Here is a 13,118-nt window from a genome sequence, read left to right on the forward strand (position 1 = left end):
TTTTATGAGGATGTTGTACCAAACTATGATCAGCAATATACTGCAAGAAAAGATGTTTATACAACTACTGAAAACTTAGAGAAGTTTTTTAAAAATAAAAAATTAGAGTTAAATGATGTATTATATTTTGATGTAGAGACTGATGATTATGTAGTTCCAGAGCTTGAAGTGAATGAGTTTTTAATTATTCATAGTAATGATAATGAAAAGCAGACAGCTCTTGGAAGATTTGATGGAAAGAAAATAGCTCCATTACGTTATAAGAATAGTTATAATATTATGGGGATTTCTCCAAGAAATGTTGGGCAAAAGTTTATGCTTGAGTGTCTTAGTGTTGAGGCTAAACTTGCACCACTTGTAATTGTTAAGGGGCCAGCTGGTACTGCTAAAACTTTATTCTCTTTAGCTGTTGGTCTTCAAAAGATTTTAGAGGAGCAAAGTAGTGAGTATAGAAGGATTTTAGTTTGCAGACCTAATGTTACTATGGATGAAGATATAGGTTTTTTACCAGGTTCAGAGCAAGAAAAAATAGCTCCATTTATGAGACCTATATATGATAATTTAGAGATATTAATAGATTCTGATGAGGATTCTAGATATTCTAATGAACTTGAGTTAAATGATAAAATAGAAGAGTTATTTGAGCGTAGGATTATCACTACAGAGGCTGTAGCATATCTTAGAGGACGTAGTATTGTGAAGTCTTGGGTTATTATAGATGAAGCTCAGAATTTAACTCCAAAGCAGGTTAAGTCAATTATTACAAGAGCTGGTGAAGGTTCTAAGATAATTTTAATTGGTGACCCAGAGCAAATAGATCAGGCTTTCCTAGATAGTAGAAGCAATGGTTTGTGTTATGCTTCTGAAAAAATGAAAGGAAGCCCTTTATGTTATCAGGTGACACTTGATTATGATGAATGTGAGAGAAGTGATTTAGCTTACGAAGCTTCAAAAAGATTATAAGAAATATAGACTCATAAAATTATATACAGATAAGAAGATTAAAGTAGTTGATACTTTAGTCTTTTTTTAGTTTTTTTCTATGAATATAAACAATTTGTTATGACTAAAATAAAATATACCCATATTTTTACAATATAAAAAGGTTTTTATTAAGGAAATAGAGAACTTAATGGAAGTAGCTATATTTTAAAAATTTATACTCAACTAAATATTTTTAAAAAGGGAGATGAATATGGAGTCAAATCTTGAACAATTATTAGAAGGACAGCAACTACTTAAAGATAAAATTAATGCTGCGTTAATTGAGTCGGCAAAATTAAATTTGGATATATTAAAATTAGCAAATCAAAAACAAGAACTCGAACAAGAAGAAAAACAAAAGAGAGAGCAATGGGAAGAACAAAAGGAAGTGAAAAATACTTTTGTTCCGGTAGATAGGATAGAAACTAATATTAGTAGAATATATCATTTATTAAATGATGATTCAAAATCATTAAGTGGTGAGCAAAGAAAAAATCTATTTAGGTGTAGAGCAGATCTGATTTCACTGCGAACTCAAAGAAATTTACTTTTGCAAAAAAGTGAGGAGTTTGTAAATAAAGTAGAACAGTCGACCTCAAGAATTACTAAAATTGAAAGGTCAGAAGTTTTAAAAGTTTCTAAAACATTAGAAACTACAGATGTGATAAATTCTCCTCAAGTAAGCAGGCATGAAGATAAAAGCAAAATAAAAAATAATGAGTCATTTATAGAAACTTTAAAAAATGAAATAAAACCTCAAATTGTTAATAATGAAAAGATAACTAGTAATGAAGAAAATTCTAAAAATACTAATGAAAATAAAATATTAGAAAGTGTTATAGCTGATAATATCAAAAAAATGAATAGAGTAGATACAACTAAGAAAATAGAACCTGTTAAAAAGAAGGGTGTGAAGAAGCGTGAGAAAAGTGCGGTAGTAAAGAAGATAGAAGCAAACCTTGGTTTGTATTTTATGATTGCTATTGGAACTTTACTTTGTTTATTTGGAGTTTCAGTATTTGGGAAATATGTTTATTTAAATATGCTTGGAAACGTTGAAAAAGGAATGATAATGTATGTAGTATCAGTACTAGTATTACTTACAGGGCAATTATTCTTAAAGAAGGTCAAAGATATTGTTATTGTAAAAGAATCGATTGTAGGGCTCGGACTTGGGCTATTATATTTAACTACACTTGTGAATTTTTTGGTGCTTGATAATATTAGTTATATTGTCACTCACTGTTTATTAATTCTTATATCTTTATATGCCTTATATTTAAGTCGTAACAGTACTTTTGATGTTATTAGGATAGTTGGTATGATTGGTATTTATATTGCATTAATCCCTATTTCAGAGCCGACTATTGGAAGCTCACTTTATATTCTTTTACTTGGGTACTTCTTTACAGTTCTAAATATACTTGTGCCACTTAAAAATACTAAGTATTTTGAATTGCTTAATATAATAGCAATTATTGCATTTAGTATTTTAGTAAATATATATACTTCTATTTTGGTAGTAAATATATTAAATTCTGTAATTGCGATTGGTTTAACTTTATATATATATTATAAAAGTGAAGTTAAATCACCTGAACTGTATTTATTTTCATTTGCTGCAAATATTATAGTTCTTAGTGATATAGTTAATCATTCAGAAGTATTGTCAATCTTAATTACGGTAGTAGTATTATGCTATCTTCCTTTATTAAATGATATTGCAGATGAGAAAAAACAAATTACTTATAAAACTATCGCACTTGTAATAAGCACAATATTATTATGTACTTGTGTGAAGAATAGCTCATTATTTATAATATTATTGAATGTAGTATATTTTGCTAATATTTACTATTCGTCATTAGTTAAAAATGTTTATGAACACAAATTTGAATTTATATTACTTATAAGTTTTAATACTATATTACTTGTAAGTAATTCATTATCAATTATATATTTAATATCTGGGTTAATACCTACTTTATATACACTATCTAGATGTAATTATAAAAAAGAGATTAATTATATAGTAGCAATTATACTTGAGATATTGTCATTTAGAATTTATTTTGATGCTTTTGATGTAAGTAATGAGTTTACTGTTGATATGATTATAATTGTATATTCTATAGCTGCAATGCTATATAATTTTGTTTTATTTAAAGAACAGAAGGTAAGAAAAATAAATATGTTAGTATTCTTCTTATTCTCAATGATTTTATTTAGAAGTATAATATTTGTTTCAATAGTACTAATGATATTTGTAGCTCTTTTATTTAAAAGGAAAATTCAAAATAATATGAGTTTATATATTACAATGATTTCAATTATAAAATTATCATATGTATCTTATTATTCAATTGAAAGTAATTATATCTTAATATTATTTATGATTACAGTATTCTTAGCGGTGATATATATGTATAAATTCTATAGTGACTTCCCTAGACAAAATGTATTTATAGTATCATTAATAACATTTGGAGTTGTTAGTTTTGTAATTAAGAGCCCAATATTAATAGTTATATTAATACTTGCGATTTTAGGAGTATTTTATAAAAGAGAAAAATCATTATTAGATGTTTTGAATTTAGGTGTTGTAGCATTCTTTGTTATGACTGCAAGTTATGAAAATTCATATATGATTTATATATTATTATTTGCATTATATATAACTATAAGTCTTTTAAAATGGAGTAAGATTGAATTCTTTAATATTAGTTATTATGTATTCTTTACACTCATCATTCAGATGGTTCTTAGGACATCTGATAAATGGTTTATATTAATAGTTATAGCTATTAATATATTAGTAGCTCAACCTGTTTTAAAGAATATTAGAAAGCATTTTAAGACTGGTTCCTATGCTTATAGTGTATTCTCATTAATTGGACTTATTATATTTGGATTTATTTTTAAAGATACTATAATATTGTGTGGTTTAACTCTATATTATTTAGGGTGTTTAATAGTTTGTAGTGAAGAGGATTCAGAATCTATATCTATAATTTTATTAGTAGCTTCTTGTGTATTAGCATTTAATGCATCAGGGTATATCATACCAATAATTTTAATATGTATTTTAAATTATAAAAAAATAATTATTCAAAAAAATATAGATCCTTTTATAATAATATTGCTAATTATATCTATGCTAAAATGTATTGGCTATAAAAATCCAATTATATTTGTTTTAGCTACAGTAATTATTTGTATATCAAGATATATAAGTAGTATAAAAGATTTAAATGTTTATAAAGAATATAAGCAGATTAAATTCACTATATATACACTTATTGGTATACTAGCAATAATAATTAGAGTATTTGTTTATGTATATCTATTAAATAACGTTATTGGAACATTTATATATGCTATAGTTTCTGGTTTTGTTATTATTTTAATAGGTTTTTATGTTGATGTGGCCTGGTTTAGGAAACTAGGGCTTGGCTCTGCTATGGCAACTTGTGGTTCTATATTAATCTTTATAAATGGTATGGACACAATTCAAAAAACTTTTGTTTGTTGTGGTGTAGGGGTTACCTGTATTATAATTGCTATAGTATATTCTAAACTAGAAAAGAAATATATAAAGCAAATTTAGTTGTAGTAAAAAAGAAGAGATTTAGCTTTGTAAATATAAAATGTTAAACACCTAGCAATAAGTTATTAACTTGTTGTTGGGTGTTTTTACAGTAAATATATGATATAATTATAATAATAATTAGGAGGTGTAATTTATTGGGTAGTTATCTATTGAAAATGTTTTTAATGATACCAGCGATACTTATAGCATTTACAGCTAAGGAGTATATAAGAGCTAGAGTAGCATATAATTTAGGGGATAAATCACAGAAGTTACAGGGCAGAATGACATTAGATCCATTCGCACATATAGATATAATTGGTTTTGTACTTATCGTATTAACAGGGTTTGGTTGGTCAAAACCATCTCAGATAAATAGATATGCATTTAAGAAGCCTAAAGAAGATAGTATAAAGGTTAGTTTAGCAGCCTTTTCATCTTATTTAATAGTAGCTTTTATAGCTACATTACTTGCAGGTATTATTATTTTATCAGGTTTTGCAGGAAATGAAGTTGGAAGTATACTTCTTTTAGTCTTACAAGTAACTGCTAGTGTTAATATAAGTCTTTTTGCATTTAATATTATACCTATGCCAGGTTTAGAGATGCATACATTACTTGTAGAATTTGCACCAAGTACTGCTTATAAAATAAGTGCTTTTACAGCGCAGTATCAACTATATATTTTACTTGCAATAGTATTTTTAGCACAATATATTTTAGTAGTACCAGTTCATTTAGTAACATCTGGTATGGATAAAATAGTACTATTAATACTTAGTATATTTTTCTAATAAAAAAGAGTGGAAAATCCACTCTTTTTTTGTTTTCTATAATTTAGTTATAAAGAAATCTCTTCTATAAAGTTCTTTAAAAGCATGTTTAGCTCTTAGTGCTTCTTGAATTTCTAAATCTATATTTTTATCGGATTTAATAATAAGTTCTACTGATGTTTCTGTTAAATTTAAATCTACAAATTCTACAGTTGATGCTAAACTTCTGTCTAGACCTTCTGCAATTCTTATGATAATTCCAATGTACTCTATATATTTTGCATCTAATTTATTTATTAAAGAAGAATACTTTGCAACTGGTACAGTAAAATGGTTATTTCTATGTAGTGCTGAAGCAAAAGCACTCATTAATAATTCTTTGTGACTTAATCCATTTATAGGTGAGTTTAAAATAATATAAAATGAATGTAAGTGATGATTATAATATCTTATACTTATCCCTGAGTCATGAAGTAATGAGGCTGTCTTTAAAATACGTTTAAATTTATTTGAGTCAAGTTTATGAATTGGCATTAACGTATCAAATAATTTTTGTGATAGTGAGTAAACTTGCTGTGCATGTTTAACATCAATATTTAAAGAGTCCATAACACCTGTAAGACTAGAGTCTAAAATATCTTTCTTTGATTCTAAGTTAGTTTCTAGATGATCAAATACAAGACCTTCTCTTAGTCCATTTCCACAAATTTCGATATCATGAGTATCAGTATATGTTGCAATTAACTTTAAAATTGAAGCTGATGCTAAAATGGTAGGTACAGCTTTTGCTGGTAATCCTGAAATTTGTTTTCTATGTTCTAAATCTTTACTTTTAAGCAAATTATAAATTTCTTTTACATCATGTAATTCAAAGTTATAACCATGAGATACATGAATTGGGTAATGTTTTTTAGCTCTATCTATTTTTCCAAGTGAGATTATAGAATCTCCCATTCCAATAATTGAATCAAATTTTATTTCTGTTAACCATTCATGTTTAGTTAATTCGTCATTTATATAAGTTTTTAAATTAGCTAATGTCGCAAAATCAATATTGTGGTTTAAATCAAATTTATTTGAAATATCTACAAATCCAAATGGTAAAAATGCTTTTTCTTTTATTATATTATCTTCTATAAAAGCCATATTTATAGAATGGGCATTTATATCTAAAAGAAGTGATTTTTCTATAAACATAGAGTTACTTGCACCAAGATAAGTGTAATATAAATCTTCTTCATTTGATAATATTCTAAATTCTGTATCAAGAACCTCTGAAAGTTTTTTTCTAAAATTCATTTGACTATCAGATTTTCTTACTTCCTCAGAGGCAACAAATATTATATCTGTAGCACCTGCATTTAAACACATATTTTTAAAAATATTTAGTATTGAGATAGTTTTATCCATTTTTTCGCTTGATATCTCACAACAAGATATTGCATCTGAACCAAAAGTTATATATTCCTTTAATTCATCTATTATTTTAAAATATCCTTTTTCACTAGTTGAAGCGAGTAGCATGTCTATTGACTCAGCTCCAATATCTATAATACCTACTTTATTCATAATAATAATCCTTTCAAAATTAAACAAGATAGTTATATCTTAATTAAAAATTACTTATTTTTCAAGTTTTCAAATATTAATTTTTTAATAAGATAATATATTGACATAACTGATTTTTATTTGTTATAATTACGAGTAAAATGAATATTAAAAATCTTTGAAGAGGGAAGTAACTTAAATGAGATCTTAAAGCGAGTAGGAGTAGAGTGTGAGTCCTAAGGAATAGTTTGAGTGAAGAGAGCCTATGAGATATATACCATATATATTTATGGTATGTCGTTTAAAAAGCGTTAATTTACAAAGTGGATGTTACATCAAGTAGAGTGGTACCGCGGATTATATTCGTCTCTTATTTTAAGAAAATAAGAAGGCGTTTTTTTATTACCAAAAAATAGGAGGATTTAGTATGAATAATAAAAATATTATAGCAAGTAGATTAAAAGAACTTGTAGATTTAGACATTGAAAAAATAGAAAGTTTAGTTGAGGTTCCTGCTAAAAGTGATATGGGGGATTTTGCATTTCCTTGTTTCCAGTTGTCAAAAGTTATGAGAAAAGCTCCTAATATGATAGCTGCTGATTTAGCACAGAGCATCAATACGGAAGGCTTTGAAAAAGTTGAGGCACTTGGACCTTACTTAAACTTCTTCTTAGATAAATCAGCATTTAATAAAGTTGTTATAGAAAAAGTTTTATCAGATGGTGATAATTATGGTTCAGGTACAGAGGGTGAAAATAAAACTATTTTAGTTGAATTCTCATCACCAAATATTGCAAAGCCATTCCATGTTGGACATTTATTTACAACAGCTATAGGAAATTCATTATATAAAACATTTAAGTTTGATGGATATAATCCAACTAGAATCAATCACTTAGGTGATTGGGGAACTCAATTTGGTAAGCTTATATATGCTTATAAAAACTGGGGAGATGAAAAAGCTTTAGAGGAAGATCCAATCAAAGAATTATTAAGAATATATGTTAAATTCTATTATGAAGCTAAAGAAAATCCAGAGCTTGATGATGAAGGTAGAATGCACTTTAAAAGACTTGAAGATGGTTGCGAGGAAGAAACAGCTTTATGGAATAGATTTAAAAACTTATCATTAAAAGAGTTTAATAAAATTTATGATATTTTAGGTGTAGATTTTGATTCATGGGCTGGGGAAAGTTTTTATAATGATAAAATGAATGATGTTGTTGCATTCTTAGAAGATAAAAAAATCCTTGAAGAGAGTAATGGTGCAAAAGTTGTAATGCTTGATGAATATAATATGCCTCCATGTCTTGTAGTTAAGTCAGATGGAGCATCTATATATGCAACAAGAGATTTAGCTGCTGCTAGATATAGAAAAGAGCACTATGATTTTGATAAATGTATATATGTAGTTGGAAAAGACCAAATACTTCACTTTAAGCAAGTATTTAAAACATTAGAACTTGCTGGTCAAGAGTGGGCTAAAGATTGTATACACATACCATTTGGTGTTGTTAAGTTTGCTGATAAAAAGCTTTCAACAAGAAAAGGGGATGTTATTCTTTTAGAAGACCTATTAAATGGTGCTATTGAGAATGCACAAAAACTTATAGAAGAAAAAAATCCAACACTTGCAAATAAAGAAGAGACTGCTAAAAAGATAGGTATTGGTGCAATAATATTCACATACCTTAAAAATACAAGAGAAAAAGATATTACATTCAACTGGGAAGAAATGCTTAGTTTTGATGGTGAAACAGCACCTTATGTACAATATGCTTATGCAAGAGCTAATAGTATAATAAAAAGAGCTGGTGATAACTTAGCTACTCCAGACTTTAGTAAGTTAACAACTAAAGAAGAATTTGAATTAAGTAAAACATTAGAGGACTTCCATAAAGTTATCTTATTAGCAATAGATAAACTTGAGCCTTCTGTTATAACAAGATACGCACTAGATGTTGCTAAAGCTTTTAATAAATTCTATAATGCTCATACAGTTATAAATGTTGAGGATGAAGGACTTAAAAGTGCTAGAGTTGCTCTTATAAAAGCATCTGCACAAGTAATTAAAAATGCACTTGGTTTAATAGCAGTAGATGTTGTTGAAGAAATGTAATTAGATAAATAAAAAACTCTCAGGAATTTTTCCTGAGAGTTTTTATTATTTATCTTTATTATCTTTTTTCATAGTTAAAGGTGCATTGTGATTACAACTTCCTTCTTTTGGACATTTAGCAGAACAACTTCCACTACAACTACATGACCCTTTTGCAGATTTTTTTATGCTTTTAAATAAAATATACACAACAGCGATTATTATTAAAGCAGTTATTATTATTTGCATATATACATCTCCTTTATTTAAAATATTAATAAACCAACATTATATATTAAGAATGCACAAACCCATGCAAGAGTAAGTTGGAAGAAGAATGAGAATAGAGTGAATTTAGTACCAAATTCTTTCTTCATAACTCCTATAACACTTACACATGGTGTGTATAAAAGTACAAATACCATAAATGAGTAAGCAGATAATGCTGTAAAGTGTGAAGATAATAACACATGTAAATCTCCACTATAGATTACTTCCATGCTTGAAATAACAGTTTCTTTAGCCATTATTCCTGCAAGTAATGATACTGATGCCTGCCAGTTTCCAAAACCTAATGGAGCAAAGAATGGAGCAATAAATGATCCTATACTTTGAAGGAAACTATCAGAAACATTATCAGTTAAACCATGTATATTAAAGCTTTGTAGGAACCAGATAAGTACACTCATTGCAAATATGATAGTTCCAGCTTTTATAAGAAAGGCTTTACTTTTGCTTATAATTTGTTTTGATACGTTTCTTGCACTTGGTATTTTATACTCTGGTAATTCAACTATAAATGGTTCATCATCTTTTTTAAATACTGTATTTTTAAGAGCTAAACCACATAAGAAAGCAACTACTATTCCTATTAAATACATAGATACTACTACCGCCCCCCTATAATCTGGGAAGAATACAGATGCGAAAAGTACATAAACAGGTAATCTTGCATTACACGACATTAATGGTGCTAGTAAAGCAGCTAGTTTTCTGTCTTTTTCACTTTCAAGTGTTCTTGCAGAAGTTATAGATGGTACAGAGCATCCAAATCCAATAGTCATAGTTATAAAAGCTTTTCCTGATAAGCCCATTTTTTTCATAAGACTATCCATTAAGAAAGCAACTCTTGCCATATAACCACTATCTTCTAACAAGAATATGCAGAAATATAGTGAAACTATAAGTGGTAAGAATGCTACAATTCCTCCAACTCCTGAGATAATACCATCAACGATTAATGATTTAAACCAGTCAGCATTTCCAGCTAGTAGAGTAGTTGTATGTGGCATGATTACATTATCTACAAAGTTGGCCATCATATCAGATAAAGGTTGTCCAACCCATTTAAATGTGAATTGGAATACAACATATAAAATTAAAATAAATAATGGATATGCTAAGAATGGATTTAAGAATATAGAATCCAATCGTTCTGTTAATTTTGTAGAACTTTTTTCTAAATCACGATTATAAGTACTAACTAATTTTGTTTCAATAAATTTATATAAATCTTCTTCATCTTTAAACTCATAAGATTTATTATCTAGGTAATCAGTAAATATATCATTTTTTATTGAGCTTTTTAGATCTTCAACTCCGATAGATTTTGTAGCTGAAAGTGGAATCACTTTTATATTAAAGTTTTTTTCAAGAGATTCAAAATCTATTGAAATCCCCTTTTTTTCTGCGACATCTATCATATTAACAACTAATATAATAGGTTTATTGAATTTTTTTAGTTGCATAGTAAGATATAGATTTCTATCAAGGTTAGAGGCATCTACTATATTAACTATTGCATCAACATTACCTTCTTCAATAAATTTTTTAGAAACTTTTTCTTCATTTGAAAAAGCATCCATTGCATAAATTCCAGGTAAATCGATTATTCTAATATCTTCAAAAAAACCTTCTTTTTTATCAACAGTAACGCCTGCCCAGTTACCAACATGTTGGTTAGAACCCGTTAACATATTGAAGAGAGTAGTCTTACCCACATTTGGGTTCCCTATTAAGGCTATAGTCTTCATTTTGCAATCTCCTTATGTCTATATAATTTCTTTTAAATAAATACTTTTTGCATCATTTTTTCTAATAGCTATATCAAATCCTCGTATATTTAAAATAATAGGATCTCCTAAGGGTGCTTTTCTTTTTAGCTTGATGCTTGTCCCGTTTGTACATCCAAGAACTAAAAGCCTTTTTGTTAATTTATCATTTCCTTCAACATGGCTAATTATACCGGTTTGTCCAACTTTAAGATTGAGTACATTCATTTTGAAACCTCCGCTCGTTATTGAAAACTGTTATCATTACAATAATAATATCATTATGAAGAAACTATGTCAAATACTTTAAAAATTAGATACTTAATTAAAAGAATTATTAAAAAAAGACAACTAAATAGCAAATATAAGTTATGTAATAGATATTAAAATTCAAATTAATAAGGACTATTAAAGAATATAGTGTTATAATGTTTTTAGTAGATTCTAAATTATTAGATTAGAAAAGAGTGATAAGGTGATTATAAGAGAAAGAGATGTCGAAGCAGGTGAATTTAATAGTGATTTAGCTATTAAGTTTGGTAAGCATGAAGAGATATATAAACAGGCTGTTTATTTTGACTTAGAGCATTATGTTTATAAAAAGCCTAAATGTATAGGTGTATTTGGAGCTTGTTACTATGATGAAGCTACAAATAAAATAAAAGTAACACAATATATGATTGAAAATAAAAGCGAAGCTAAAGATGTTTTATATTTAGCAAAAAAATATTTTATAGATGTATGTGCAAATAAAAAAAAGAAATATATCGTAACTTTTTCAGGAAATAACGATTTTACAGTTATCAATTTCCTTTTTGAAAAATATGGAATAAACTTTAACTTTAATGATTATTTTACATCTGTAGACATACAAAAAGTTTATGAAAGTACTTTCAAAAAAGGTATTGGTTTAAAAGTATTAGAGAAAAAATTTGGGATTATTAGAGAAGGGGAGCTTATTTCAGGTTCTAATCTTGCAAAAACTTTCCATAAAGTTTTAAAGGATAAAGAATACTTTAAAAGAATGCCAAAAGAAAAAATAGAAAAAATTCTTATTTACAATGAACAGGATGTTGTGAATTTATTCCATATTCTTGTTAATTGGGATAATATAATGGAAATTGAAAGTGAAGAGCTTAAAAGATTGGAAGCTGAAAAAGCTGAATTAGAAGAAATTAATTTATTAGAAGAAAATGAGCACTAAGTTAAATTTGACGAAGTGCTTATTTTTTTTTTATATTTTTACCGTTGCTAGCCAAAATGATAGTACCATCTTCATCGGTTCTATATATAAGACTATCTTGAAAATTAAGATTTTCTAATGTTTGACTATGAGGATGATTAAATTGATTATTTATACCACAAGAGATTATTGAAATTTTGGGTGTTACAATATCAAGAAATTCTTTAGTTGATGATGAAGCACTTCCGTGATGTCCAACTTTTAAAACATCACTATCTAAATTTTTATGTAAAATTGAAAGCTCAACTTCTTTTTCAGCATCACCTGTAAAGAGAAAGGAATTATTTCCATGTGTTAGTTTTATTATAGGTGAGTAGTTATTTGTATTTTCATATTTTTTATTTGGCGAAAAAAAATCAATATTAATAGAAGCATCTAAATTAATTATATTTTTTGTACTTCCTGAGATAACATTTATTTTTAAATTTTCAGCTTGAAGTTTTTTTATCATATTAGTAAAATCTTGTGACTCATATAAAACTTTAGGTGCTAGAAAATTTTTAACTTTAAAATTTTCTAGAATATAATCGATATTTCCAATATGATCCTCATGAGGGTGTGTTGCTATTAGATAATTAATAGTTGTAATATTATTTTTTTTTAGATATTTTGAAATTTTTTCTTCAGCTATATTAGGGCCAGAGTCTATTAGTAATGTTTTCTCATTAAATTCTAATAAGGTTGCATCTCCTTGCCCTACATCTATAAAGTGTATAATTAATTGGTTTGAATTTGAATTACAGCTAGCGAAAAGAAATGATAAAGTGATACTTATAATAATTTTTATTAATTTAAAATACACATTAATACCTCCTAGATAGTTTTACAAATA

10 protein-coding genes and 1 other annotated feature are annotated in these 13,118 nt (G+C 27.1%); of the genes, 5 read left to right on the top strand and 5 right to left on the bottom strand.

The window, feature by feature from the left end; all coding sequences use genetic code 11:
* From Q0V24_RS10390 to Q0V24_RS10400, 3 genes are all read left to right on the top strand, one after another.
* Window positions 1–963, top strand: a 963-nt coding sequence (locus Q0V24_RS10390) for a PhoH family protein (protein WP_297521163.1), incomplete at its 5' end; no start/stop codon positions are given.
* A gap of 232 nt (window positions 964–1,195) precedes the next feature.
* A complete protein-coding gene (locus Q0V24_RS10395; protein WP_297521165.1) occupies window positions 1,196–4,591 on the top strand; it encodes a hypothetical protein in 3,396 nt (1,131 codons plus the stop codon).
* Window positions 4,592–4,728: 137 nt separating this feature from the next.
* Window positions 4,729–5,367, top strand: coding sequence for a site-2 protease family protein (locus Q0V24_RS10400; RefSeq protein ID WP_297521167.1), 639 nt, complete (start codon window positions 4,729–4,731; stop codon window positions 5,365–5,367).
* Between the two features lie 36 nt (window positions 5,368–5,403).
* On the opposite strand, the gene Q0V24_RS10405 is transcribed toward Q0V24_RS10400, so the two are convergent.
* Window positions 5,404–6,915, bottom strand: a complete 1,512-nt coding sequence (locus Q0V24_RS10405) for a Ppx/GppA phosphatase family protein (protein WP_297521170.1) — start codon at window positions 6,913–6,915, stop codon at window positions 5,404–5,406.
* 148 nt (window positions 6,916–7,063) lie between these two features.
* Window positions 7,064–7,268: a binding site (T-box leader), on the top strand.
* 53 nt (window positions 7,269–7,321) lie between these two features.
* On the opposite strand from Q0V24_RS10405, the gene argS reads away from it, so the two are divergent.
* Entirely contained in the window at window positions 7,322–9,013 is a 1,692-nt protein-coding gene (gene argS / locus Q0V24_RS10410) for an arginine--tRNA ligase (protein ID WP_297521172.1), read from the top strand.
* A gap of 45 nt (window positions 9,014–9,058) precedes the next feature.
* On the opposite strand, the gene Q0V24_RS10415 is transcribed toward argS, so the two are convergent.
* The 3 genes from Q0V24_RS10415 to Q0V24_RS10425 are packed head-to-tail and all read right to left on the bottom strand — an operon-like array spanning window position 9,059 to window position 11,271.
* The gene (locus Q0V24_RS10415; RefSeq protein ID WP_297521179.1) at window positions 9,059–9,241 is read right to left on the bottom strand and encodes a FeoB-associated Cys-rich membrane protein; all 183 of its coding nucleotides are present in this window, start codon (window positions 9,239–9,241) and stop codon (window positions 9,059–9,061) included.
* A gap of 17 nt (window positions 9,242–9,258) precedes the next feature.
* Window positions 9,259–11,025, bottom strand: a complete 1,767-nt coding sequence (gene feoB, locus Q0V24_RS10420) for a ferrous iron transport protein B (protein ID WP_297521181.1) — start codon at window positions 11,023–11,025, stop codon at window positions 9,259–9,261.
* Between the two features lie 18 nt (window positions 11,026–11,043).
* The gene (locus tag Q0V24_RS10425) at window positions 11,044–11,271 is read right to left on the bottom strand and encodes a ferrous iron transport protein A (protein WP_297521182.1); all 228 of its coding nucleotides are present in this window, start codon (window positions 11,269–11,271) and stop codon (window positions 11,044–11,046) included.
* A 247-nt stretch (window positions 11,272–11,518) separates the two neighbouring features.
* Here Q0V24_RS10425 and Q0V24_RS10430 point away from each other — a divergent pair, with 247 nt between their 5' ends.
* On the top strand, window positions 11,519–12,247 hold the full coding sequence (locus tag Q0V24_RS10430) for a ribonuclease H-like domain-containing protein (protein WP_297521183.1): 729 nt from the start codon (window positions 11,519–11,521) through the stop codon (window positions 12,245–12,247).
* Window positions 12,248–12,266: 19 nt separating this feature from the next.
* On the opposite strand, the gene Q0V24_RS10435 is transcribed toward Q0V24_RS10430, so the two are convergent.
* Window positions 12,267–13,088, bottom strand: a complete 822-nt coding sequence (locus Q0V24_RS10435; RefSeq protein ID WP_297521184.1) for a ComEC/Rec2 family competence protein — start codon at window positions 13,086–13,088, stop codon at window positions 12,267–12,269.
* Window positions 13,089–13,118 lie beyond the last annotated feature (30 nt).

The organism is uncultured Clostridium sp., from assembly GCF_947039605.1.
Taxonomy (GTDB): Bacteria; Bacillota; Clostridia; order Clostridiales; family Clostridiaceae; genus Sarcina.